Source organism: Lentzea sp. HUAS TT2 (assembly GCF_051853195.1).
In the GTDB taxonomy this organism is placed as follows: domain Bacteria; phylum Actinomycetota; class Actinomycetes; order Mycobacteriales; family Pseudonocardiaceae; genus Lentzea.
This window is the reverse complement of the sequence record NZ_CP196667.1, coordinates 4054119-4077704: the sequence shown is the minus strand read 5'-3', so window position 1 is coordinate 4077704 and position 23586 is coordinate 4054119. Positions and strand designations below refer to the sequence as shown.

Sequence of the window (23586 nt, the reverse complement as noted above, 5' to 3'; positions counted from 1 at the left end):
CAGCATGTGGCGCTCAGAATGTCCGGATGCTGGCGCTGCGGGCAGGGCGTGCGTTCGACGGTGAACGGTCGATCGCGGGGCCCGTCACGGTCATCACCGAGAACGGCACCATCAAGGCCGTCGAGCAGGGGCATCCGGACGTAGCCGGTGCCGAGATCGTCGATCTCGGCACCGCCACCGTCCTGCCAGGACTGATCGACACCCATGTCCACCTCGGCGCGGACAGCGAGAACGGCGCGCTGGACCGGCTGCCCGAGTTCACCACCGAACACCTGGACGCGGTGATCAAGGACAGCCTGGACCGCCACCTGCGGGCCGGGGTGACCACCGTCCGCGACCTGGGCGACCGGCAGTGGTCGGTGCTCGAACAGCGCTCCAAGCACCGGCAGCGGATTCTCGCGTCCGGCCCTCCTCTCACCTCTCCCCGTGGCCACTGCTGGTCGATGGGCGGCGAGACCAGCGGTGACGACGCGCTGCGCCGGGCGGTGCGCGAACGGGCCGAACGCCAGGCCGACGTCGTCAAGATCATGGCCAGCGGCGGGTTCGCGACCCCCGGCACCGCCGTCGACGACTGCCAGTTCACCGAGCAGGAACTCCGCGTGGTCGTGGAGGAAGCCCACTCCCACGGCCTGCCGGTGACCGCCCACGCGCACAGCCTGTCCGCGATCCAACGGGCCGTGGCCGCGGGCGTGGACGGCATCGAGCACTGCTCGTGCCTCACCGATCGAGGCATGCGGATGCCGGTGGAGCTGATGGACGCGATGGCCGAGGCGGACATCGCCGTCTGCCACACCCTCGGCAACACGCAGGACCCGCCGCCGCACATCGTGGAGGCGTTCGACCGTGCCGGCATGAGCATCCCGGCGAAGCTGGACATCGTGGGTCGCATGCACGACCACGGGGTCCGGGCGGTGTCCGGCACCGATGGCGGGATCGGGGCGGGCAAGCCGCACGGGATCACCGCCCACGCCCTCGGTCACATGATCGAGGCGGGCATCCCGAACGCGGTCGTGCTCGCCGGCGCCACCAGCCTGGCGGCCAGGACGCTGAACGTCAGCAAGGGCGCGCTGAAGCCCGGCTGGGACGCTGACATCATTGCCGTGCAAGGAGATCCCATGCGGGACATCACGGCGTTGCACCACGTGACGACCGTGGTGCTAGGTGGTCAGATCGCGACGACCGTCTTGCCGACCGACCGTCGCGAGTAGACGTGGTCCACCGCGTCCAGCGCCTCGGACAGCGGGAAGACCTTGCCCACCGGGGCTTTGAGCGTGCCTGACTCGACCATGACGCGCAGCTCGTCGAAGACGACCCCGAGCTCCTTCGCCATCAGCGGGACGAACTTCCTGGAGGAGAACGGGTTCAGGAACAGAGCGCCGATCGACTTGTGGAATCCGCCCGTGATCGATCCGCCGGTCTCCGCGCCGACGAGCACGATCCTGCCGTGGTCGTTGGTCGCCCCGCGCAGCCTCGACAACGGCCTGGCGCCACCGCAGTCCAGGATCAGGTCGTACGTGCCGGTGAAGTCCGCGACCGTGTAGTCGAATACCTCGTCGGCACCCAGCGACCTGGCCAGCTCGACCTTGCGCGTGCTGCACACCGCAGTCACATGTGCGCCAAGGGCTTTCGCGATCTGGACCCCGTACGAGCCGACGCCACCGCCGGCGCCGAGCACCAGGACCCGTTGCCCCGGCTGGACTCCGCGCAGTCCCTCCAGCGCGGTCCCGCCCGAGATCGGCAGCGCCGCGGCCTCCGTGAAGGAGATGCCCTCCGGTTTGCGCGCCAGCCGTGCGACCGGCGCGACGGCGTATTCGGCGAACGACCCCTCGCACGTGCCGAACACCTCGTCGCCGACCGCGAACTCGCTGACGCCGGGCCCGATCTCCTTCACCACACCGGCGACGTCCCTGCCCGGTACCGGCGACTTCGGTCCGCGGAACCCGAACCCGAGGAACCGCACCAGGTACGGCTTCCCGGTGAGCAGGTGCCAGACGCCCATGTCGACGCCCGCCGCCCGCACCTCCAGCAGAACCTCACCGTTCCCAGGCACAGGCACATCGAGGTCACCTGACACCGCCGATCCGTATCTTCGTTGCACGACAGCCTTCACAGCTCTTCCTCCTCCGGGTACTGGAACACGTCGTCGAGCGACACCTTGAACACGCGCGCGATCTTGAAGGCCACCTCCAGCGAGGGCGAGTACTTGCCCTGCTCGATGGCGATCAGCGTCTGCCGCGTCACGCCGATGGCCGTGGCGAGATCGGCCTGCTTCATCTCGCCGTGCGCGAACCGCAGTGCGCGGATGGAGTTCGTGACCTTGGTCGGCTTCACGCCATCCCCCGCCGGTAGAACATGATCTTCGCCAGCGAACCCAGCACCGCGGACAGCACGAAGCACAGGTAGAGCACGTTGGCGATCCAGAAGTACGGCGCCTCGAGCATCGCGAGCGCCATGGCGGACACGCCGCCGATGACGACGAACGACTGACCGATGCCGTCAGCGATCCGGCCGATCTCGCGATCCCGCTCGTCGGCTTGAAGGCCGTCGTTGCGCGAGGCGATGCCGAACCAGATGCCCGACACGATGCCGGCGACGATCCCGAGTGAGATGGTCCACAACATCGGGCCGATGTAGGGCGCCTCGACCAGCGAACGCCCTGCCGCTCCAGTCATGACAAGTGCGACGTACACGGCATAACCGGCCACGGCGATGACCGCCAAGGCCCACGCCCGCTTCTCCTCGAACGCCATGGTCCCGCTCCTGATGTCAAAGAAACCTGACATCACCAAGGTAAAGCGAAACAGACACCGTGTCAAACATCTTTGACTTAACCTTTTCGTGATCAACGCGTCCGTATGGCGGTCGACTACCTCCGATCGGACCCATTAGCGTGCGGCGCATGCTCCGTCCGATCCTTGTTGCGTGCGCGCTTGCCCTCACGGCGTGCGGCCACGCAGTGACGGCGGAACCTCCCGCCGCCGCACGCACGCAACCGCCGTCCCACACCCTCGCGGCCGCACCCCTGGTCGCGACGCCCGAGGTCTGCCCGCTGCCCGACAGCGGGTTCGAGTGCGACTTCCAGAAGCGTCTGAAGGCCGCCCAGGACTACGCCGAGACCAGGCCGGGAACCGTGGGTTTCGTGCTGCGCGACCGCAAGAACGGGGCGACCTGGCGCAACGACCACGCGGGCGACATGACGTGGACCGCGTCGACGATCAAGCTCGCGATGGTCGTGAACCTGCTGGAACGGCACCGCACAGGCAAGATCAAGCTGACCACCGGCGACCGCAGCCTCATGAACGCGATGCTGCACACGTCCGACGACGACGCGGCGGACTCGCTGTGGAAGAAGTTCGGCGGCACCACGTTCAACGCGGCGTTCGGCAAGTACGGGATGACCGACCTGGTGCCACAAAAGGGATACTCGGCCACGTTCCCCTACTGGGGCTTCCAGAAGTGCACCGCGAACGACCTCGACCGGCTGATGAACTACATCCTCGACTCCGTGCCGGCCGACGACCGCGCGTACATCGTCGGGCAGATGCGCCAGGTCGGCGCCGTGCAGCAGTGGGGCGTCTGGGGTCCCGACTCCGGCGCGAAGAACGGCTGGTCGGAGGAGGAAGGCGGCTGGGTGATGAACTCGGTCGGGTTCGTCGGGCAGGACGAGCGGTACACGCTCGCGATCATGAACAACCTCAAGGGCGAGGGCGCCTACGACGAGGGCCGTGCCACGGACACGGAGATCACCCGCCTGCTCTTCCGCTGAGCACCGTCAGTCCTTCATGGACTCCCACAACGCTCGGCACGTCGATGGTCAGCACGGGCCCCTGCACGAACTCGGTTCGCGGTGAGATCCGCCGTCCGCGGGCAGCTCGAACTCGACCCTGGTCATCGCGCGAGATCCGGCACCTGGGCGACGAGGTCCTCCGGCGCCGACAACCGCCAGGCCTCGAACACCAGCTCCTTCATCTCGTCGGCGTCGACGCCTTCGAGGTACACCACGACCCAGCCGAAACCACCGGCCGTGAACTGCACCTCGAACACCTCAGGCCGTTCCGCCACCAGCGCCAGCTGTTCGGACAGCGTCTGCTTCAGCCCGACTGTCTGCGTGCGCGGCCAGTAGTAGCCGAACACCTTGCCGCGCACGCGGAACGTGTCGTACTGCTGACCGGAGGAGCGCTGCGCCTCGGCGAGCGCGTCCACGATCTTGAAGAGCTGCTTGTTCGTCGTCGCCACTGCCGACCCCCAAAGCCGAAGAGCGGAAAGTATAAATCCGGCTTTCAGGACGCGGGTGCGGCGAGCCTCCTCAGATGATCGACGACGAGTGCGGCGTGGGACAGCGGCGTGCTGAGGTCGTCCACGTCGCCGTTCGTCGTGTAGTCGAGCAGCACCACGTCGGCGGACTCGGCCAGCTCGTGCAGCCGCGCGACCTCCGCCCGCAGCCGGTGCTCCAGAACCCAGCGGTAGGCCGGTAAGTAGATCTCCTGCCGGGCCGTCCGGTAGTCGAGCAGGCGCTCACCGGCCAGCCCCGCGCGGTGCCCCCGCACCTGGCCGAAGCGGCGGACCGTGCGCTTCAGGCCCTTCATCGACGTCACCGCGAGCTTCGACGGGTCCACGTCGGAGCCCTCGAAGACCTTCAGCGCCTGCCAAAGCCCTTCGACCGACTCGCTCGTCACGCCCGGCGACAACGGCACCGGGATCTGGCCGTGCGGGAAGAACGGGCTGAAGCGCACCCACGGCTCGGGGCCGCGCGAGGTCACGTCGACGACCACCGCGTCCGGGCGCTTCAGCTTGCGTCGCTTGCTCGCGACTTCGATGGGCATGGTTCGAGGATGGCAGGAGGGTCTGACAATTTCGGGCCGCTGGGCACGCGGCTGCGCTGGGTCAGCACCACGCAGACGAGCACGACGGCCGCGGTGGTGAGGGCGGGCCAGCCGACCGGTTCGTTCAGCACGAGCGCCGACCACATCAGCGTCAGAACCGGCTGGGCCAGCTGGATCTGGCCGATCTTCGCCACACCGCCCGCGGCCAGGCCCGCGTACCAGGCGAAGAAGCCCAGGAACATCGAGATCAGCGCCACGTAGGCGAAGCTGGACCACACGACGCCGTTCGCGCGCGAGAAGTCCGCTGTGTACAAGGAAACCGGGATGGTCACCGGCAGCGAGACGACCAGCGCCCAGCAGACGGTCCTGGCGCCGCCCAGTTCGCGGGAGAGCGCGCCTCCCTCGGCGTATCCGAGGCCGCACAGCACCACGGCGGCCAGCAGGTAGACGTCGGCCAGGCTCAGCGAGCCGGAGAAGCCGCCGCCGGTGGCCACGAACGCCAGCACCGCGAGCAGGCCCGCGCCGCTGGAGAGCCAGAACGCGACGGGCGGGCGTTCGGAGGCGCGCACGACCGCCCAGATCGCCGTGGACATCGGCAGCACGGCGATCACCACGGCGCCGTGGGCCGAGGTCTGGGTGGTGAGGGCCAGGGACGTGAGCAACGGGAAGCCGATCACGATGCCGACCGCGACGATCACCAGGCGGCGGAACTGCGCCGCCGACGGGATCGGTGCCCGCGAGAACGCCAGGTAGGCGATCGCCAGCACACCCGCGACGAGTGCGCGGCCGAACGCGACGAACCACGGGTCCAGACCTGCGACTGCCAAGCGGGTCGCGGGCAGGGAGTAGCTGAAACCCAGCACGCCGAGCGCGCCCAGTGTTACCCCCGCCGGCACGATAACGTTACTCTTGGCTCTCATGAATGAGGATAACGCAGCCCTCCGCGTTATCGAGGACCTGAGAGCGGCGGCACGTGCCGGGCGTACCGGCGACCGCATGCCCTCGGTGCGCGACCTGATGGCGCGCCACCGGGCCTCGCCCGCGACCGTCCAGCAGGCCATCCAGCGCGTGGCCGCCGAAGGGCTGGTCGAGGTGCGCCCCGGCCGGGGCAGCTACGTCGCCGCGCGGACGAACGCGGTCGCCGGCCACGACCTGTCCTGGCAGGCCGTGGCACTCGGCGAGGGCAGGCCGGGCGAGGACCTGGTGGCGAACCTCGTCGCGGTGCCGAAACCCGAGGCCATCCCGCTGACCAGCGGCTACCTCGACCCCGCGCTGCAGCCCACCGACGCGCTCGGTGCCGCGCTCAGCCGTGCGGCGCGCCGGCCCGCCTCGTGGGGACGCGTTCCCGTGGAGGGCAAGGAAGAGCTCCGCGCGTGGTTCGCGAAGGAGGCCGGCGGTGAGCTGAGGGCCGGCGACATCACGGTGTGCGCGGGCGCCCAGGAAGCGCTCGCGACGGTGTTCCGCGGGCTCGGTGACCGCGGTGACGCCGTGCTGGTCGAGTCACCCACCTATCTCGGCGCGATCGCGGCGGCGCGCGACGCCGGGCTCAAGGTCGTGCCGGTGCCGGCTGACCAGGACGGCGTGCGGCCGGACCTGCTCCAGGCCGCGTTCGAACGCACCGGCGCGAAGGTCTTCTACTGCCAGCCGCTGCACGCGAACCCGCACGGCGCCGTGCTGTCCGGCGAGCGCCGCACCGAGGTCATGCGGATCGTCCGCCGCGTGGGCGCGTTCCTGGTCGAGGACGACTGGGCGCGCGGCTTCACCATCGACGGCACCGCGCCGCCGACGCTGGTCTCGCAGGACACCGACGGCCACGTCGTCTACGTCCGCTCGCTCACCAAAGTCGCCGCGCCCGGATTGCGCGTCGCCGCGATCGGAGCCCGCGGACCGGCCGGCACCCGGCTGAAGAACACCCGCTCCCGGCAGGACCTCTACGTCGCGGGGCCGTTGCAGGAGGCGGCGATCGACTTCGTGACGTCCCCGGTCTGGCGGCGGCACCTGCGCACGCTCCAGCAGTCCTTGAGGTCCAGGCGTGACGCTCTGGCGGGCGCGCTCGCCGAACACCTGCCGGAGTTCGAGATCGCGAGGTCGTCCGGCGGCCTGCACCTGTGGGCGACGCTCCCGGACGGCGTGGACGACCTGGAGCTGACGACGGCCGCCGCGGCGCGCGACGTCGTGGTGTTCCCGGGACGGCCGTGGTTCGCGGCTGAACCGCCGGGCAGTTTTCTTCGTTTGACCTACGGCGGCGCACCTGAGCACGTGCTCGCCGAAGGGGTGCGCCGGCTGGCCGACGCCGTGTCCACCCTGCGGCGATGACCGCTTCGAGTGAACTGCACCGTTCATTAACTTGACTCATTCCAGAAAAGACGGCAGGGTGGCTCCCGTGCCCACGGCTTCCGACTTCGAGCGCCTGTTGCGGGGAGCGTCGCTTCGGGTGACCGCTCCGCGGATAGCTGTGCTGTCCGCGGTGCACTCCCACCCCCACGCCGACACGGACTCGATCATCGGCGTCGTGCGTCAGAACCTCGGCGCGGTCTCCCACCAGGCCGTGTACGACGTGCTCCGTGCACTGACCGGAGCCGGCCTGCTGCGGCGCATCGAGCCCCAGGGTTCGGTCGCCCGCTACGAGGCGCGCGTCGGGGACAACCACCACCACGTCGTGTGCAGATCCTGCGGTGCCATCGCCGACGTCGACTGCGCAGTCGGCCACGCACCGTGCCTGGACGCATCCGACGACCACGGGTTCGTCATCGACGAGGCCGAGGTCATCTACTGGGGCAGCTGCCCCGAGTGCACGACCGCCGCGAAACGTTCCTGAACACCCGGAAGGATTCCCGTGTCCGACAGCACTGACGCCAAGCTGGCCGACCTGAACGAGGAGGAGGCCGGCGGTTGCCCGGTCGCGCACGGTCGCATCAGCCACCCCAGCGAGGGCGGCAGCAACCGTGACTGGTGGCCCAACCAGCTCAACCTCCGGATCCTGCGCAAGCATCCCGTCCAGGCGGACCCGTTCGGCGGCGAACTCGACTACGGCCAGGAGTTCCTGACCGTCGACCTCGACGAGCTGGCGCGCGACGTCGACGCCGTGCTGACCGAGTCGAAGGACTGGTGGCCGGCGGACTTCGGTCACTACGGCCCGTTCATGATCCGCATGGCGTGGCACAGCGCGGGCACCTACCGCACCCACGACGGCCGCGGTGGCGCCGGCGCGGGCATGCAGCGCTTCGCCCCCCTCAACAGCTGGCCGGACAACGGCAACCTGGACAAGGCCCGCCGCCTGCTGTGGCCGGTGAAGAAGAAGTGGGGCAAGAAGGTCTCCTGGGCCGACCTCATGATCTTCACGGGCAACCGCGCGCTGGAGACCATGGGCTTCGAGACCTTCGGCTTCGCCGGTGGCCGCGCGGACGTGTGGGAGCCGGACGAGGACGTCTACTGGGGCCCGGAGACCACGTGGCTCGGCGGCGACGCCCGCTACAGCGGTGACCGCGACCTCGAGTCCCCGCTCGCGGCCGTCCAGATGGGTCTGATCTACGTCAACCCCGAGGGCCCCAACGGCAACCCGGACCCGCTGGCCTCCGCCCGCGACATCCGCGAGACGTTCGGCCGCATGGGCATGAACGACGAGGAGACCGTCGCGCTCATCGCCGGCGGCCACACCTTCGGCAAGGCGCACGGCGCGGGTGACCCCGAGCTGGTCGGCGCGGAGCCCGAGGGCGCCTCGATCGACGCGCAGGGCTTCGGCTGGATCAGCACGCACGGTTCCGGCAAGGGCCGCGACGCCATCACCTCCGGCCTCGAGGTGACCTGGACGCAGCAGCCCACCAAGTGGACGAACCTGTTCTTCAAGAACCTCTTCGCGTTCGAGTGGGAGCTCACCAAGTCCCCCGCCGGCGCGCACCAGTGGAAGCCGAAGGACGGCGCCGGCGCCAACACCGTGCCGGACCCCGAGGACGGCACGCTCAACCGCACGCCGCAGATGCTGACCACGGACCTCGCGCTGCGCTTCGACCCGATCTACGAGCCGATCTCGCGCAAGTTCGCGGAGAGCCACGAGGCGTTCGCCGACGCGTTCTCCCGCGCGTGGTTCAAGCTGACGCACCGCGACATGGGCCCGATCCAGCGCTACCTCGGTGCCCAGGTGCCGCAGGAGGAGCTGATCTGGCAGGACCGCCTGCCGGCCCTCGACCACGAGCTCGTCTCCGCCGACGACGTGGCGTCGCTGAAGGCGAAGATCCTCGAGTCCGGCCTCTCGATCTCGCAGCTGGTCAAGACCGCGTGGGCCTCGGCCTCCTCGTTCCGCCAGAGCGACAAGCGCGGCGGCGCCAACGGTGCCCGCATCCGCCTCGAGCCGCAGCGCGGCTGGGAGGTCAACGAGCCCGACCAGCTCGCGCAGGTGCTGCGCACGCTGGAAGGCGTGCAGGAGGCGTTCAACTCGGCGCAGACCGGCGGCAGGAAGGTCTCGCTGGCCGACCTGATCGTCCTCGGCGGCGCCGCGGCGATCGAGCAGGCCGCCAAGGCCGCGGGCCACGACGTCGAGGTGCCGTTCCTCGCGGGCCGCACCGACGCCACCCAGGAGCAGACGGACGTCGAGTCGTTCGCCGTCCTGGAGCCCACGATCGACGGCTTCCGCAACTACCGCGGCAAGGGCCACCCGCTGCCGTCGGAGTACCTCCTCGTCGACAAGGCGAACCTCCTCGGCGTCTCGGCGCCGGAGCTGACCGTGCTGATCGGCGGCCTGCGTGTGCTGGGCGCCAACCACGGCGGTTCGGCCGCGGGCGTGCTCACGGCCAAGCCGGAGACGCTGACCAACGACTTCTTCGTCAACCTCCTCGACATGGAGACGGAGTGGAAGTCGGTCACCGAGGACCAGGAGAACTTCGAGGGCCGCGACCGCACCACCGGTGCCGTCCGCTGGACCGCCACCCGCAACGACCTGGTGTTCGGCTCGAACTCCGAACTCCGCGCCGTCGCCGAGGTCTACGCGAGTGACGACGCCTCCGCGAAGTTCGTCCAGGACTTCGTCGCCGCGTGGAACAAGGTCATGAACGCGGACCGCTACGACGTCTGATCCCTCCCCTCCCAGGTGCCCCAGGCCAACTCCCCCGGCCTGGGGCACCTTCGTCTTGACCGGGTACGGGCCGAAGCCCAGGCCGCGGGTCCGGCAGTGTTGAGCGGCCTCGCCGGAATGTGTTGCACAGCAACACCATCGCGTACGGGGGCGCGCACCCCACGAAACCCGGCAGCGACCGCCGTCCAGCCCTGGACCCGACTGAGCCACGCACCCAGCCGAAGCCAGCGAGCCAGGATCCGCCGATGTCCTAGCATCCGCATGTGGACCCAGCCGACCAGTCACCAATGCCGGCGCGACCCCGTCGGAACGCGGTGCACGAGATTCGGCGCAGTGCCCTCATCAACTACTTCGCAGCGGTCGTGTTGACCGCGGGCGCGGCCGTCGTCCCCGCGGCGGAGCTGGTGCGGGTGCCCGGCTGGGTTCCGCCGTGGACGTTGATCCTCGTGACAGCCCTGCCGCTGCTCGAGATGATCTGGCGGTCCGGACTCCGGCCGCGGCTGATGTGGAACGACGGCGGGCTCGCCGTGGTGCGGTCGTTCACGATGTCGGTCCACCGCTGGGATTCCATCGCCAGGTTCGACGAGGAGTTCAACCGCGTCCGCGTCGTCTTCGCCGACGGCAGCGAGGAAGAGTGGGAGTTCGACCACGCGTGGCTGTGGTCGAAGATCTCCAAGAGCTACGCGGCGCGCGAGGGGCGCAACCGTGACGCGTTGACGGAAGCGCTGCGAACCGGGCGGGAGCGTGGCGAACTGGTCCGGCCTCCTTCCCGGCTACCGCGACGACCAGCCGCGCTGTACCTGCTGGCGGTGCCGGCGGCGGTGCTCGGCCAGGTGCTCGTCGTGTGACGGGCGAGCCTGGGCGGTCATCGCTTGACGCGCGGTAAGACCGCCGTCGCCTCCGGGTCACCCTGCGAGCGCTGGCGCAGGCGGGTCACCACGAAGAGCGTGATTGCGACGGCCACCGCCGCGATCACCAACTTCTGGAAGATGCCCGCATAGGCCTCTACCCGGTGCCAGTTCTCGCCCAGCAGATAGCCGGCGCCCACGAAGAAGGTGTTCCAGATCAGGCTGCCCAAAGTGGTGAGCACCAGGAATTTCGGTAAGTTCATGCGTTCCACACCTGCGGGCAGCGAGATGAAACTGCGGAACAGCGGCACCATTCTCCCGAAGAAGACGGCTTTGGTGCCGTGTCGGGTGAACCAGGCTTCCGTCCTGTCGAAGTCCGTGACGCGGACCAGCGGGATCCGGGCCACCAGTGCGCGGGTCCTGGCGCGGCCCAGCAGCATGCCCGCCAGGTAGACGACGACGGCCCCCGCCACCGAGCCCAGGGTGGTCCAGAACAGGGCCGCGGGCAGGCTGAACACGCCTTTGCTCGCGGAGAAGCCGGCCAGCGGCAGCACCAGTTCGCTCGGGATGGGCGGGAACAGGTTGTCGAGACCCACGACCACGGCCGCGCCCACTCCTCCCAGCGACTCCATCAGCGAGACGGCCCATTCAGCCAGCATTGGTTTTCCCCTCAGGTGTGCGGAATGTGTCGGGGGCAACGCTAGGAATGGGGAGGAGGCGGGACCATGAGGTTGTCCGTCGAGAATCGTGTGGGAAGCCGCAGGACGATACTGCGGTAAACCACAATGCCTGGTGCCGGGCAGGCCAGTACGGTGACGAATGTGCATCAGGAAGGGCAGCTCAGCGCGGGTTCGCTGGTGCGCGGCTGGTTCCGGATGCTCGCCGGGCTCACGATCGGTTCGGTGACGGGGCTGTTCGGTCTCGCCGCCGCGGCCGTCGACGTGGGTGTGGTCGGGCAGACCGGGTACGAGTTGCGGCGGATCGCGCGGTTCGACAAGGCCGTGCACACGAACCCGCTGACGCGGAAGGGATGCCGTCGTTACCTCGCGGTGAGGTGGCTGGTCGGCGCGCTCGGCGCGGGCGTGATCTGGATGCTGGCGTTCTGGTACGTCGTCGCGATCTCGGTCGTGACGGCGTGGCTCTTCGACGGCGACTGGGGGTTCATCGAGGACGGCAACCGCGTCACCCTGCAACTGATCGCCGTGGTGGCGATTCCGGGTGCGCTGGTCATCTTCGTGACCACGGCCGGCGTGGTCGGGGTGGCGGTGCTGGACCGCTGGCTCGCCACCGCGATGCTCGGGACGAGCCAGCAGACGCTGCTGCGGCAACGGGTCGCGGAGCTGACGAGCACGCGGGCGGAGGTGATCGAGGCGATCGACGGCGAACGGCGGCGCATCGAGCGCGACCTGCACGACGGCGTCCAGCAACGGCTCGTCGCGCTCGGCATGCTGATCGGCAGGGCGAGGCGGGCCAAGGGTGAGGACCAGTTGCAGGAGTTGTTGCAGCAGGCGCACTTCACGGCGGGTGAGGCCATCGACGAACTGCGCGAGGTCGCGACCCGTGTCTACCCCGCCGTGCTCGACGACTCGGGCCTCGACGCGGCGCTCGAGGTGCTGGCGGAGCGGTCGAGCGTGCGCGTCGCGATCAGCAACGAGCTCAAGGCGTCGCCGGGTCCCGCGCTGGAGACGGTGATCTACTTCGTCGCGTCCGAAGGCGTGAACAACGCGACCAAGCACGCCGATCCGACGGTCGTGGAGATCTCCGTGTGGCCGGCGCAGGGTGACATCACGGTGATGGTGTGGGACGACGGCTTCGGCGGCGCGGATCCCACCGGCACCGGGCTGTCCGGGCTGGCCAGGAGGGTCAAGGCGGTGGACGGGACGTTCGAGGTGACCAGTCCCGAAGGCGGTCCCACCACGATCTACGCGAGGTTGCCGTGCGAGTGATCCTGGCCGAGGACTCGACGCTGCTGCGCGAGGGCCTGATCCGGTTGCTCGCCGAGGAGGGCCACGACGTCGTGGCCGCCGTCGGCACCGCGCCGGAGCTGCTCAAGGCCACCGAGGAACACCGGCCGGACATCGTGGTCACCGACGTCAGGATGCCGCCGGACCACAAGGACGACGGCATGCGCGCCGCCCTGGAGATCCGCGAGCGCTGGCCGGAGGTCAGCGTTCTCGTGCTCTCGCAGTACATCGAGAACCGCTACGCCACCGAGCTGATCACCAGCACCGGCGGCAAGGTCGGCTACCTGCTCAAGGACCGTGTCGCGCAGGTGGACGAGTTCCTGGAAGCACTGGACAGGGTCGCGGCGGGCGGCGCGGCCTTCGACCCGGAGGTGGTGCGCAGGCTGCTGACCAGAACCACCCACGTCGACCCGTTGGACACATTGACGGCAAGGGAGAAGGAGGTCCTCGAACTGATGGCCCAAGGCCTCACCAACGCCCGCATCTCCGCACAGCTGCACATCTCGCAGAGCGCCGCGGAGAAGCACATCAACGCGATCTTCGACAAGCTCGGCCTCTCCGGCTCGTCCGGCCTGAGCCGCCGGGTGATGGCCGTGGTCCGCTACCTGGGCAGCTGAGGACGATCGAGGAATTGCCCAAAGCTCCTTATGTAATGCGATGAAAGCGGTGGCCCGCTTCCTCTCACACCGAACCCGTTGCGCACCGACCAGCAGAGAACCCAGCTGCAGGACGCCGGAATGAGTCGAGGCTGCCCCGCAGTCGAACTGGCCGACTTGGACCTCGGCAAAGCGAAGACGACCGACGACGCAGGTGTGCTCACCATCACAGGAGTGAAAGCACGCTCACCAACTCGGAGGCGATCGCCGGGTTCTACCGGGGTCGGCGACAAGCCCGACGACCTCACGCCGACCCTCGGTTCGTCCTGCGCCTCGCTGCCCGAACAGCCCGGTCCGGCCGGTCCGCCGCCGGTCGTGCAGGCCCCGCAGGACCTGGTGCCGCCGCGCGCGTTCAGGCCACAGCGACTGGCGAACACGGGTGCGTCTCCACTGGTGCCTTTGATCGCGGGAATCGTGCTCCTGGGCAGCGGAATCGGGCTGCGAGCCACGACTTCACCCGGACGGAGGACTTGATCACTATGATGGGTGAGTGCCCCTGAGTAGTCGACCAACCGCGTTACTCGCTGCGCTCGCACTGGTCAGTGCGGTCACGGCGTGCACCAACGCAGCGGTCGGCGACCCGGTCGGAGCACCCGCCGAGCAGCAGAAGCCCACGTCAACGAAGAAGGCACCGCCGGCGGCACCCCCCAGGGACAAGATCAAGCTCACCGTCGAGAACGGCCGTCAGAGCGCCGGGACCGTGATCGCGGGGGCCGGGGACGCGCCCTACAACTACGCGCCCGCCGTGATGGTCGACGGTGGCAAGGTGCGCGCCTGGTGGTGCAGTCAGCTGAGCGCGGCACCGCCCGGCGGCGACGACATCCTCTACAGCGAGGGTCCTGCCGTCGGCGGGCCGTTCTCGACGGCCGTGCCGGTGTTCTCCGGCAGCGGAGGCAGCTTCGACGCGATGCACACGTGCGACCCGTCGCTGATCAAGATCGGCGGCACCTACTACCTGTACTACACGGGCGCTGCCAGGGACAACCACGCGAACGGCAGCTCGGTCGGAGTGGCGTCGAGCAAGGACGGCATCACCTGGACGCGGGAGGCGGGCGGCGGGTCGATCGTCGCCCCCGCCGGGGACAACGTCCGCGAGAACACCTACGGCGCTGGTCAGCAGTCGGCGATCTACCTCGACGGCTGGGTGTACCTGATGTTCACGGACACCACGGGCCTCGCCTCGCACCAGAACGGCGCCGGCCAGTACGTGCTGCGGTCGAAGGACCCGACGTTCGCCAAGGGCGTCGAGGCGCTCGGCAAGCAGGGCTTCAAGCCCGTGACGTCGAACAACGGCCCGCGCACGCGGTCGGTGGTCGAGGCGTTCAGCGCGGACTGGATGTGGATCGAGGCGGTGTCGTCGTTCGCCATCGCCCACGAGACCGACACCGGCACCACCATCACGTTCTGGAACAGGGACTTCACCCGCCACCCGTTCGAACCCGTGGTGATCCCCGGCCCGTGGAAGGAAGGCCCAGGCCTCCTGCGCACGCCGGAGGGCCACGCGCCGACCGACACCAGGGACCCGTGCGGCCGCGTCGCGATCGACGTGCTGCGCGGCACCATCGAGGGCCCGGCGGGTCCGACGAACATCTCCCACTTCGGCATCGACGCGGTCGGCGTCCGCGGCTGTGCCACCGCGACCGAGGCGAAAGCGCTCAACGGCTTCGCGGTGCCGTCCCCGGAACGCACGCTCGACGTCGTCGTGGGTGGCAGCCTGATGCGGTTCGAGCGCCGTTCGGTGGCCGAGAAGTTCGCGCGCGGCGTGCTCGGCACCCGTCCGCAGGGCGTCGAGGCGTTCAAGCTCGCGGTCAACGTCCCCGCTGGCGCTCCCGCTGTGACCGACCCGTCCGGCCAGGTCGGGCTGCTGCTCGACGGCAAGCTGTGGATCATCGAGTCCACCGACATCGCGAAGCTGAACTCCTCCACGGTCACCTCGGTGTCCGCGGAGCAGTGGGCCAAGTACGAGCGCCTGCCGGACCTCGTCCGGCGCTGACCGGCTACGTTCTCCGGAGACCGAAATCGGACACGGGGGACCGACTGGTGGTATTCACGGCACAACGGCCCAGGGAGCTCGCGGACAGCGTGGTGCCGCTGCCGGACGAACCGCGGCACGAACTCGCGTGGCTCGGCCTCTCCGCCGCGTTCCTGGCCTCGCTGGCGTACCTGCTGCTCATCCCCGCCGGCTGGTCGCGGCTCGACCACCTGTGGGCCGAGGACGGCGCGCGGTTCCTGGTCGACGCCGTGCGCTCGCCCGTGCTGTCGAACCTGACCGAACCGTACGGCGGCTACCTGCACATGCTGCCGCGGCTGGTCGCCCAGCTGGTCGCGGTGCTGCCGATCGAGTGGGCTGCCGCGGGGTTCGCGCTCTGCGCCGCGGTGCTGCGGGCGCTCATCGCGTTGATCACGTTCGCGGCCTCGAAGGCGTATCTCGAGTCGGCGCCGATGCGGTTCGCGCTGGCGTCGCTCGTCATCGTGTTGCCGGCGGGCAACTCCGAGACGTTGAACAACATGTCGAACCTGCACTGGTTCCTGCTCTACGGCGCGTTCTGGGCGTTGTTGTGGCGCAACGCCCCGCGCGTGCCGGTCGCGGTGTTCGTGGTCCTCGCCGCCCTGTCCAGCCCCCTGATGTTCGTCCTGGCTCCGATCGCGCTCGTGCGGCTCTTCCAGCCGCGCAGGGAGGTGCCGATCGCGTTCCTCGCCGGGCTGCTCGTGCAGGGCCTGACGATGCTGTTCACATCGCGCACGCCGTACTCGCACGACGAGATCGACCCGGTGCAGGTGCTGCTGGCGAGCTTGCTGCGGGTGCCTGTGGTGGCGTTCACGGGCTCGGAGCGGGTCGCCGACTTCTACCCGGCGCAGGGCAACCTGCTGATCCTCGGCGCGCTGCTGGTGGCCGCCGTGCCGATCGTGGCAGGACTGCGGTTCGGTGACCGGGCCGCGCGGACGCTCCTGCTCGTCGCCGGTGCGTACAGCGTGATCGTCATCGTGGCGTGCCTGGTGCTGAACTGGACGCAGGTCCTGCAGGTGCAGGCGGAGGACGCCGTGATGAACGCGCAGCGCTACAGCATCGCGCCGTGCCTGTTCCTGTTCACCGCGATCTTCGTCGGCCTCGACGCGACTCCCCCGAAGACCTGGGAACGCCTGGTGGTGGGCGGAAGCCGCTGGCTGATCGGGTTCCTCGTGGTGGTCAGCATCATCGGCCACTTCCAGGAGCCGAAGCCCGTGCTGAAGGGCGTTCCGTGGGACGAGAGCCTGGCCAGGGCGCGCGCGGAGTGCACGGCCGGAACGCGGGAAGCGCGGCTGGAGCACGAGCCGGAGGACTGGTTCTTCATCGTTCCGTGCGAGTCGGTGCGCTGACCCCGTCGAAATCGCGGACTCCCGTTCGACGTACTTGCATGACGACGATTGAGACCCGCAACCTCGACCAGTACGGCAACCCCGCTCTGCCGTGGAGCCAGGCACAGGACCTGCTCGCCACCGAGTCCGCGGCGAAGGACGTGCCGTTCTTCCTGAACACCGTGCGCCAGGACGGAAGACCGCACTCGGTCGGCATAGGCGCGGTCTGGTTCGAGGACGCGCTGTACTTCGTGAGCGGCCTCGACACCCGCAAGTCGCGCAACCTCGCGGAGAACCCGGCCTGCACGATCTCGGTGCGGCTGACCGGGATGGACCTCGTGCTGGAGGGCGACGCGCACCTGGTCGGCGACGAGTCCACTTTGGACAGGGTCGCCGCGAGGTACCGCGAGTCCGGCTGGCCCGCGCAGCGCGAGGGCGCGGCGTTCACCGCGCCCTTCATGGCGCCTAGCGGGGGCGCGGGTCCCTGGTACGTCTACCGGATCACGTTGCGCGGCGCGCACGCCGTGGCCACCGCGGGTCCCGGTGGCGCTACTCGCTGGACGTTCGCTTGACGAAGTCGCGGAACGACCGGGCGGGCCTGCCCGTCACGTCCTCGACGGTCGTGGTGACCCGGTCCTCCGCTCCCCCGCGGATGTCCTCGTCGAGCGCGGCGAGGACGGCGGCGAACTCCGCCGGCAGCACGGACGCCATGCGTTCGGCCATCTCCGCGGTGCTCACCGAACGGTGCCGCACGGGCCTGCCGGTGACCTCGGTGATGATCGCGGCGGCATCGGCGTAGCTGAGCGCCTCCGGACCGGTGATGAGGTGATCCGCGTTGTGCGGCACCGGATCCGTCAACGCACGCGCGGCCACGGCGGCGATGTCGGCGGCGTCGATGAACCCGACCCTGCCGTCCCCGGTCGCGGTGACGATCTCGCCGGAACGGACGCCCTGGGCGACGAGGTGGTCGCCGGTGAAGTTCTGCATGAACCACGACGGCCGCAGCACCGCCCACTCCGGCAGGGCGCGCACGAGCGCCGGGAGAGCGCCCATCCCCGTGGCGCTCTCCGGCACCGCGGACGAGCTCAGCAGTACCACCCGCCGCACGAGCCGCGCTCGAGCGAGCAGCGACTCGACCACCGGCGCGGGGTCTACGACGCCGACCGGGTGGATCAGGTAAAGACGATCTATCCCCTCCAGGGCTCCTTCAAACGTCGCGGGCACGTCCCAGTCGAAGCGGACGTGGCCGGGGAGCACCGGTTTCCTGGTGCCGACACGGGCTTGCGGCAGCAACGAGGCGAGGCGGCTGCCGGTCGTGCCGGTGCCGCCGATGATCAACGTGGTCACGCGATCTCCTGCGCGAGCAGCGGGTTCCAGTAGTCGCGGTAGTGCACGATCTCGCCGTCGCGGGTCGTGATGACCGCGATGTAGGAAGCTCGGTACGGCTTGCCCGTCGCGACCACGACACCCTCGGCGTCGAACTCGGCGATGAGCACGTCCGGGTCGGTGCTCTGGTGCACGACCTGCTTCGGGAAGCCCTGGATGTCGAGCATCTTCGGGTAGTCGCGCAGGTAGTCCTCGATCGCGGCGCGCCCCTCGACCCTGGCGGGCCAGCCGGGCGGGGCGAACGGGAACTCCATCACGCCGTCCTCTGCCCACAGACCGGCGAACCCGATCATGTCCTTGTCGAGCAGCAGCCGCAGCGCCCTCGGGATGAGGTCCATGGATCTTCCTCCGAACGAATTGGACGAGACGGTCCCGTCCCGTCCACAACGTTAGGCGGGACGGGACCGTATCGTCCAGTCCTATGATGTGCGGCATGACCAAGCGCACCCCCACCGGCGCCGCCGTCCTGCAGCCCCAGGTGACGCAGGCGATCACCGACGCCGTGTTCGACGAGCTCGCCCTGCACGGCTACGGCCGGCTGTCGATGGAGGCCGTGGCCAAGCGCGCGGAGGTCGGCAAGAGCGCGCTGTACCGGCGGTGGCCGTCCAAACAGGACATGGTGGTCGCGGCGCTGTCGGAGTTCTCCGTGCCACTGGCGGAGGTTCCGGACACCGGGTCGTTGCGCGGTGACCTGCTGGCCACGGTCACGGCGGTGCACGACTGGCTGACGCACCCGAGGTTCGCCACGATCCTGCCCGACCTCACCGCCGAGGCCGTCCGCACCCCGGCGCTGTCCGAGGCGATCGCGGCGACGATCGGCGAACCCCGGCGCGCGCTCGGCGCCGTGACGTTGCGGCGGGCGATAGACCGGGGCGAACTACCGGCGGACCTGGACTTCGAGATCGCGCTGGACCTCGTCGCGGCCCCGGTCTACTGGCGGCTGTCGGTCCGGCGGGCGGAGGTCGAGCCCGACTACCTCGAACGGCTCGTGGACCACCTGCTGCGCGCGCTTCAGTGCTGATGGGCGGGGTAGTCGACGTAGCCGGTGGGCGCCTGGAACCAGGTCTCCTGGTTGGAACTGGCGAGCGGCAGGCCCTGGCGGAACCGCTCCACAAGGTCGGGGTTGCCGATGTAGGCGCGGCCGTAGCTGATCAGGTCGGCACCGTTGGCGAGCCAGCGCTCCCCCTGCTCCTGCGTGCTCTCGTTCGGGCCGATCTGGCCGCCGGGGTTGAGGATGAACGCGCTCGGCCACGCCTTGCGCAGCTCCATCAGCCGCTCGTCGTCCACAGTGGCCAGCACGTGGATGTAGGCCATGTCCGGCAACGCTTTCAGCAGCTCGCCGTAGAGCACCGGGACGTTCTCCTCGACGATGCCCTGGATCTCGCCGCCAGGTGAGAGCCGGATGCCGACGCGGTCGGCGCCGATGGCGTCCACGGCCGCCTCGACGGCCTCCACGGCGAACCGGATGCGGCCGCTGACCGAGCCGCCGTAGCCGTCGCTGCGCTCGTTCGCGCTGGAGGACAGGAACTGCTGGATCAGGTAGCCGTTCGCGCCGTGCAGCTCGACCCCGTCGAACCCGGCGTCGACGGCCAGGCGGGCCGCGTCGCCGAACGCCTGGACCTGGTCGGCGATCTCGGCGGCGGTCAGCTCGCGCGGCACCGGTGCCGGCTTCATGCCGGTCGGGGTGAACACGTCGGTGCCGGCCGCGATCGCCGACGGGCCGACGGGGTGGTGCCCGGCGACCTCGGAGTGCCCGATGCGGCCGCCGTGCATGAGCTGGGCGAAGATGCGGCCGCCGTTCGCGTGCACGGCGTCGGTGACCACGCGCCAGGCCTCTACCTGCTCGCCGGTGTGGACGCCGGGCATGAACGGACCGGCCTGGCCAACGGCGTTCGGGTGCACACCTTCGGTGACGATGAGCCCGGCGGTGGCGCGCTGGGCGTAGTAGGTGGCCGTGGCCTCGGTCGGTTTGCCGTCAACGGCCCGTGCGCGGGTCATCGGCGCCATGACGAGGCGGTTCGGCAGGGTCAGGTTTCCGAGTCGGTAGCTCGTGAGCAGCATGAGAGCTAGGCTAGAAACCTGACGTTGACGTCAGAGGTAGCTTTTGTGGTGGAGGTCTCAATGCGCATCGGTGAGCTGGCGGAACGCACGGGCGTGAGCGTGCGCGCGTTGCGCTACTACGAGGAGCAGGGCCTTCTCGCGTCCGAACGCAGCGTGAGCGGGCAGCGCCGGTACACCGAGAACGCCGTCGGCCGGGTCAAGCTGATCCAGCAGCTCTACGCCGCGGGGATCTCCAGCACGTCGATCCTGGAGATGCTGCCGTGCGTGGTGACGGGGGTGGCGGCGCCGGAGGTCCTGGCCAAGCTGCGCGGGCACCGTTCGTCGGTGGTGAGGCAGATAGAGGAGCTGCAGGAGACCCTCCTGCAGCTCGACACGGTGATCGCGGGCGCCACGAAGGCCTACGCGACCGGGGTGCCGTGCCCGCCCAGCTGAGCGGGCACGGCACAGCCCTCAGATCGTGGCGGTGTCGATGACGAACCGGTACCGCACGTCGCTCGCCTGCACCCGCTCGTAGGCGGTGTTGATCTCTTCTGCGCCGATCAGCTCGATCTCCGAGCCCAGGCCGTGCTCGGCGCAGAAGTCCAGCATCTCCTGGGTCTCCGCGATGCCGCCGATCATCGAGCCTGCGAGCGTCTTGCGGCCGCCGAGCAGGCTGAACAGGTTCAGCGAGACCGGCTCCTCCGGCGCGCCGACGTTCACGATCGCGCCGTCGGTCTTGAGCAGACCGAGATAGGCACCGAAGTCGAGCGGCGCCGACACCGTGGACAGGATCACGTCGAACGTGCCCGCGAGCTCGGTGAACGTCGCCGGGTCGCTGGTGGCGCGGTAGTCCTGGGCGCCGAGCTTGAGCCCGTCGTCCTTCTTGCGCAGCGACTGCGACAGCACGGTGACCTCGGCGCCGAGCGCGGCGGCGATCTTGACGCCCATGTGGCCGAGCCCGCCCAGGCCGACGACGGCGACCTTCTTGCCCGGCGCGACACCCCAGTGCTTGAGCGGCGAGTAGACGGTGATGCCCGCGCACAGCAGCGGCGCGGCCACGTCCAGCGGGAGGCCTTCGGGGATCCGCACGACGAAGTTCTCGTCGACCACGATCTGCTTCGAGTAGCCGCCGTAGGTGACGTCGCCGCGGCGGTCGACACCGTTGTAGGTCATGGTGTTGCCGCCCGTGCAGTACTGCTCGAAGCCGCGCAGGCAGTTGTCGCACTCGCGGCACGAGTCGACCATGCAGCCGACGCCGACCCTGTCGCCGACGGCGTGGCGGGTGACCTCGGAGCCGACCTCGACGACCACACCGGCGATCTCGTGACCGGGGACCATCGGGAAGATGGCCTGGCCCCAGCCTTCGTTGACCTGGTGGATGTCGGAGTGGCAGATGCCGGCGAACTTGATGTCGATCAGGACGTCGTGCGCGCCGACCGCACGACGCTCGATGGTGGTGCGCTCCAGCGGTGCCTTGGGTGCTGGGGCGGCGTAGGCAGCGACGGTGCTCATCAGGGTCTCTCCTCGTTGTCGTGTCGAAGACGACACTGCTCTGCTTCGGGAGGGCTACCCAGACACCTGTTCTTCGTACGTCTGCCGTGCCTACTACCAGCAGTAGCAGGCACGGTTTGCCCAGGCCGGGAATACTCGGACCCATGGACGTGGACCCGCGCACCGAGCTGAGCGAGTTCCTGCGCAGCCGCCGGGCGCGGCTGTCGCCTGACGACGTCGGGCTGCCGCGCTACGGCCGCACGCGCCGTGTGCCAGGCCTGCGTCGCGAGGAACTGGCACAGCTCGCGGGCGTCTCGGTGGCGTACTACACACGCCTCGAGCAGGGCAACGGCCGCAACGTCTCGGACGAGGTGCTCGACTCGGTCGCACGCGCGTTGCAGCTCAACGAGGCCGAGCGCACACACCTGCGCAACCTCGCGGCCTGCCCGTACGACAACAACAAGCAGAAGAAGGTGGGGCGCAGCAACATCCGCCCGGCGCTGAAGCACCTGCTCGACAACATCAACGTGCCCGCGTACATCGGCGGGCGGCGCTGCGACGTGCTCGCCTGGAACCCGATGGCGGCGGCGTTGTTCGGCGACTGGGGAGAGCTGGAGCCACGCGACCGGAACTGGGCGCGGTTCATCTTCCTCCGGCCCTCCTACCAGGAGCTCTTCGTCAACTGGGAGAGCAAGGCCTCCGACGTCGTGGCCTTCCTGCGGATGGACGCTGGCTGCTTCCCGAACGACCCCGGGCTGACCGCCCTGATCGGCGAGCTGTCGGTGAAGAGCGAGCTGTTCCGGCAGCTCTGGGCGAGGCACGACGTCAAGGAGAAGTCCTTCGGCACCAAGGCGATCCGCCACCCGCTCGTCGGCGAGATGACGCTGTCGTACGAGACGCTCCGGATGCCCAGCGAGCCCGACCTCTTCCTGACCACCTACAACGCGGAGCCGAACACTCAGTCCGCCGAGGCACTGCAGCTGCTGGCCAGCTGGGGCAAGGACGCGACCCGCACCGGGGCGTCTGTTAATACTCAGGCATGAGAACACCGCGTCTGGAGATCGAGTACTGCACCCAGTGCCGCTGGCTGCTGCGTGCGGGCTGGACCGCGCAGGAGCTGCTGACGACGTTCACCGCGGAACTGGGCGAGGTCGCGCTGATCCCCGGCACCGGTGGCGTGTTCGACGTGCGGCTCGACGGCGAGACCCTGTGGTCGCGCAAGGTTCAGGAGGGCTTCCCGGACCTCGCCGTGCTCAAGCAGCTCGTGCGCGACCGGGTGGCGCCGGAACGTTCCCTGGGCCACACCGATCGCAAGGGCTCAGCCGACGCCTGAGGACAGTCGCGCGTTCTCCGCGGCCTGCGTCACGGTGGCGCCGACACCGCTGAACCAGATGGTCGGCTTCGTGCAGCCACCCGAGACCTCGTACCCGCCGGAGATGGCGCGCACGCGGTCGTGCATGCAGAACCGGCCGGGCGCGATCTCCTTGAGCAGCCGGGCTTCCCGTGCCGCGTCCGTCAGCGTGGTGCCGTACGCGTCGACGAACGAGGTCGGCTTGGCGCACGACATGCTGATCCGGAAACCGCCGACGTCCGCACGGCTGCTGTCGCCGCTGCACAACGGTCCACCGTTGCTCTGGAACTGCCGCAGCAGCAATCCTTCCCGGTTCGCGTCACCGGTCGTGCTGCCGTACCCGTCGATGAACGCGTCCGGGCTGGAACAGGTCATCTTGGCGACGTGGCCACCCGGAGTCGTCCGCGTCGAACTGACCGAGCACGGTCCCGCCGCGCTCGCCGGTCCTACCGCGACCACCATGCCGCTCAAGGCCAGCACGACACCCAACAGGGTTGCTCGCATTCGGTTCTCCCCCTTCGGTTTCCCCCACAACCTCCCGTGGCGCACCGGCAACGTCAATCGGGCAGAACGCCTGCCGCACTGGGCCTTCTGCGAATTCCCTGCGGCGTGGCCGCACGGCT

27 protein-coding genes are annotated in these 23586 nt (G+C 69.4%); 15 read left to right on the top strand and 12 right to left on the bottom strand.

All coding sequences use genetic code 11. From position 1 onward, the window contains the following. The first annotated feature begins 26 nt into the window (after window positions 1-26). Window positions 27-1208 carry an amidohydrolase family protein gene (locus tag ACSHWB_RS20490; protein WP_439663607.1) on the top strand — a complete coding sequence of 394 codons (1182 nt, stop codon included), beginning with the start codon at window positions 27-29 and terminating at the stop codon, window positions 1206-1208. Here the strand turns inward: ACSHWB_RS20490 and ACSHWB_RS20485 are convergent. From ACSHWB_RS20485 to ACSHWB_RS20475, 3 genes are read right to left on the bottom strand one after another with little or no spacing between them, the layout of a single operon-like run. Beyond that, complete coding sequence (locus ACSHWB_RS20485) at window positions 1166-2056, bottom strand: NAD(P)-dependent alcohol dehydrogenase (RefSeq protein ID WP_439663606.1); 891 nt, start codon at window positions 2054-2056, stop codon at window positions 1166-1168. The genes ACSHWB_RS20490 and ACSHWB_RS20485 overlap by 43 nt on opposite strands. Before the next feature lie 50 nt (window positions 2057-2106). Next, window positions 2107-2331, bottom strand: a complete 225-nt coding sequence (locus ACSHWB_RS20480; protein ID WP_439663605.1) for a helix-turn-helix transcriptional regulator — start codon at window positions 2329-2331, stop codon at window positions 2107-2109. Further along, window positions 2328-2750, bottom strand: a complete 423-nt coding sequence (locus ACSHWB_RS20475) for a hypothetical protein (protein WP_439663604.1) — start codon at window positions 2748-2750, stop codon at window positions 2328-2330. Before ACSHWB_RS20475 ends, ACSHWB_RS20480 begins: the two co-directional genes overlap by 4 nt. A 149-nt stretch (window positions 2751-2899) precedes the next feature. Here ACSHWB_RS20475 and ACSHWB_RS20470 point away from each other — a divergent pair, with 149 nt between their 5' ends. After that, on the top strand, window positions 2900-3766 hold the full coding sequence (locus ACSHWB_RS20470) for a tat pathway signal sequence (RefSeq protein WP_439663603.1): 867 nt from the start codon (window positions 2900-2902) through the stop codon (window positions 3764-3766). A 122-nt stretch (window positions 3767-3888) separates the two neighbouring features. Here ACSHWB_RS20470 and ACSHWB_RS20465 read toward each other — a convergent pair whose 3' ends face one another. From ACSHWB_RS20465 to ACSHWB_RS20455, 3 genes are read right to left on the bottom strand one after another with little or no spacing between them, the layout of a single operon-like run. Further along, on the bottom strand, window positions 3889-4236 hold the full coding sequence (locus ACSHWB_RS20465; RefSeq protein ID WP_439663602.1) for an MmcQ/YjbR family DNA-binding protein: 348 nt from the start codon (window positions 4234-4236) through the stop codon (window positions 3889-3891). A 44-nt stretch (window positions 4237-4280) separates the two neighbouring features. Beyond that, complete coding sequence (locus tag ACSHWB_RS20460; protein ID WP_439663601.1) at window positions 4281-4823, bottom strand: DUF6939 family protein; 543 nt, start codon at window positions 4821-4823, stop codon at window positions 4281-4283. After that, on the bottom strand, window positions 4787-5719 hold the full coding sequence (locus tag ACSHWB_RS20455; RefSeq protein ID WP_439663600.1) for a DMT family transporter: 933 nt from the start codon (window positions 5717-5719) through the stop codon (window positions 4787-4789). The genes ACSHWB_RS20460 and ACSHWB_RS20455 overlap by 37 nt, the downstream gene beginning before the upstream one ends. A gap of 22 nt (window positions 5720-5741) precedes the next feature. On the opposite strand from ACSHWB_RS20455, the gene ACSHWB_RS20450 reads away from it, so the two are divergent. From ACSHWB_RS20450 to ACSHWB_RS20435, 4 genes are all read left to right on the top strand, one after another. After that, window positions 5742-7139, top strand: a complete 1398-nt coding sequence (locus ACSHWB_RS20450) for a PLP-dependent aminotransferase family protein (protein ID WP_439663599.1) — start codon at window positions 5742-5744, stop codon at window positions 7137-7139. A 67-nt stretch (window positions 7140-7206) separates the two neighbouring features. Then, a complete protein-coding gene (locus ACSHWB_RS20445; RefSeq protein ID WP_439663598.1) occupies window positions 7207-7641 on the top strand; it encodes a Fur family transcriptional regulator in 435 nt (144 codons plus the stop codon). Window positions 7642-7659: 18 nt separating this feature from the next. Next, window positions 7660-9891: a catalase/peroxidase HPI gene (katG, locus tag ACSHWB_RS20440; protein ID WP_439663597.1), complete on the top strand. Its 2232-nt coding sequence runs from the start codon at window positions 7660-7662 to the stop codon at window positions 9889-9891. Between the two features lie 314 nt (window positions 9892-10205). Further along, window positions 10206-10739 carry a hypothetical protein gene (locus ACSHWB_RS20435; protein ID WP_439663596.1) on the top strand — a complete coding sequence of 178 codons (534 nt, stop codon included), beginning with the start codon at window positions 10206-10208 and terminating at the stop codon, window positions 10737-10739. A gap of 17 nt (window positions 10740-10756) precedes the next feature. Here the strand turns inward: ACSHWB_RS20435 and ACSHWB_RS20430 are convergent, their stop codons facing one another. Then, the gene (locus tag ACSHWB_RS20430) at window positions 10757-11398 is read right to left on the bottom strand and encodes a DedA family protein (RefSeq protein WP_439663595.1); all 642 of its coding nucleotides are present in this window, start codon (window positions 11396-11398) and stop codon (window positions 10757-10759) included. A gap of 162 nt (window positions 11399-11560) precedes the next feature. On the opposite strand from ACSHWB_RS20430, the gene ACSHWB_RS20425 reads away from it, so the two are divergent. The 5 genes from ACSHWB_RS20425 (at window position 11561) to ACSHWB_RS20405 (ending at window position 17267) form a co-directional block, all read left to right on the top strand. Then, entirely contained in the window at window positions 11561-12685 is a 1125-nt protein-coding gene (locus ACSHWB_RS20425) for a sensor histidine kinase (protein ID WP_439663594.1), read from the top strand. Continuing rightward, window positions 12676-13320, top strand: a complete 645-nt coding sequence (locus ACSHWB_RS20420) for a response regulator transcription factor (protein ID WP_439663593.1) — start codon at window positions 12676-12678, stop codon at window positions 13318-13320. The genes ACSHWB_RS20425 and ACSHWB_RS20420 overlap by 10 nt, the downstream gene beginning before the upstream one ends. Window positions 13321-13849: 529 nt before the next feature. Then, complete coding sequence (locus ACSHWB_RS20415) at window positions 13850-15352, top strand: beta-xylosidase (RefSeq protein WP_439663592.1); 1503 nt, start codon at window positions 13850-13852, stop codon at window positions 15350-15352. Between the two features lie 47 nt (window positions 15353-15399). Continuing rightward, window positions 15400-16716 (top strand): hypothetical protein, encoded by a 1317-nt coding sequence (locus tag ACSHWB_RS20410; protein ID WP_439663591.1) that lies wholly within the window; start codon window positions 15400-15402, stop codon window positions 16714-16716. A 38-nt stretch (window positions 16717-16754) separates the two neighbouring features. Next, the gene (locus ACSHWB_RS20405; RefSeq protein WP_439663590.1) at window positions 16755-17267 is read left to right on the top strand and encodes a pyridoxamine 5'-phosphate oxidase family protein; all 513 of its coding nucleotides are present in this window, start codon (window positions 16755-16757) and stop codon (window positions 17265-17267) included. On the opposite strand, the gene ACSHWB_RS20400 is transcribed toward ACSHWB_RS20405, so the two are convergent. Together ACSHWB_RS20400 and ACSHWB_RS20395 are read right to left on the bottom strand one after the other, a co-directional pair. Next, the gene (locus tag ACSHWB_RS20400; protein ID WP_439663589.1) at window positions 17245-18042 is read right to left on the bottom strand and encodes an ergot alkaloid biosynthesis protein; all 798 of its coding nucleotides are present in this window, start codon (window positions 18040-18042) and stop codon (window positions 17245-17247) included. The genes ACSHWB_RS20405 and ACSHWB_RS20400 overlap by 23 nt on opposite strands. Continuing rightward, complete coding sequence (locus ACSHWB_RS20395) at window positions 18039-18419, bottom strand: nuclear transport factor 2 family protein (protein WP_439663588.1); 381 nt, start codon at window positions 18417-18419, stop codon at window positions 18039-18041. The genes ACSHWB_RS20400 and ACSHWB_RS20395 overlap by 4 nt, the downstream gene beginning before the upstream one ends. 95 nt (window positions 18420-18514) lie before the next feature. Here ACSHWB_RS20395 and ACSHWB_RS20390 point away from each other — a divergent pair, with 95 nt between their 5' ends. Then, entirely contained in the window at window positions 18515-19102 is a 588-nt protein-coding gene (locus tag ACSHWB_RS20390) for a TetR/AcrR family transcriptional regulator (RefSeq protein ID WP_439663587.1), read from the top strand. Here the strand turns inward: ACSHWB_RS20390 and ACSHWB_RS20385 are convergent. Beyond that, on the bottom strand, window positions 19093-20142 hold the full coding sequence (locus ACSHWB_RS20385; RefSeq protein WP_439663586.1) for an alkene reductase: 1050 nt from the start codon (window positions 20140-20142) through the stop codon (window positions 19093-19095). The genes ACSHWB_RS20390 and ACSHWB_RS20385 overlap by 10 nt on opposite strands. Window positions 20143-20202: 60 nt before the next feature. Between ACSHWB_RS20385 and ACSHWB_RS20380 the strand changes: the two genes are divergently transcribed. After that, window positions 20203-20574 (top strand): MerR family transcriptional regulator, encoded by a 372-nt coding sequence (locus ACSHWB_RS20380; RefSeq protein ID WP_439663585.1) that lies wholly within the window; start codon window positions 20203-20205, stop codon window positions 20572-20574. A gap of 18 nt (window positions 20575-20592) precedes the next feature. Here ACSHWB_RS20380 and ACSHWB_RS20375 read toward each other — a convergent pair whose 3' ends face one another. After that, window positions 20593-21633 (bottom strand): NAD(P)-dependent alcohol dehydrogenase, encoded by a 1041-nt coding sequence (locus ACSHWB_RS20375; protein ID WP_439663584.1) that lies wholly within the window; start codon window positions 21631-21633, stop codon window positions 20593-20595. A gap of 143 nt (window positions 21634-21776) precedes the next feature. Here ACSHWB_RS20375 and ACSHWB_RS20370 point away from each other — a divergent pair, with 143 nt between their 5' ends. Then, window positions 21777-22655, top strand: a complete 879-nt coding sequence (locus ACSHWB_RS20370; RefSeq protein ID WP_439663583.1) for a helix-turn-helix transcriptional regulator — start codon at window positions 21777-21779, stop codon at window positions 22653-22655. Continuing rightward, window positions 22652-22945: a SelT/SelW/SelH family protein gene (locus tag ACSHWB_RS20365; RefSeq protein ID WP_439663582.1), complete on the top strand. Its 294-nt coding sequence runs from the start codon at window positions 22652-22654 to the stop codon at window positions 22943-22945. Before ACSHWB_RS20370 ends, ACSHWB_RS20365 begins: the two co-directional genes overlap by 4 nt. Here ACSHWB_RS20365 and ACSHWB_RS20360 read toward each other — a convergent pair. Then, on the bottom strand, window positions 22931-23467 hold the full coding sequence (locus tag ACSHWB_RS20360; RefSeq protein WP_439663581.1) for a hypothetical protein: 537 nt from the start codon (window positions 23465-23467) through the stop codon (window positions 22931-22933). The genes ACSHWB_RS20365 and ACSHWB_RS20360 overlap by 15 nt on opposite strands. Window positions 23468-23586 lie beyond the last annotated feature (119 nt).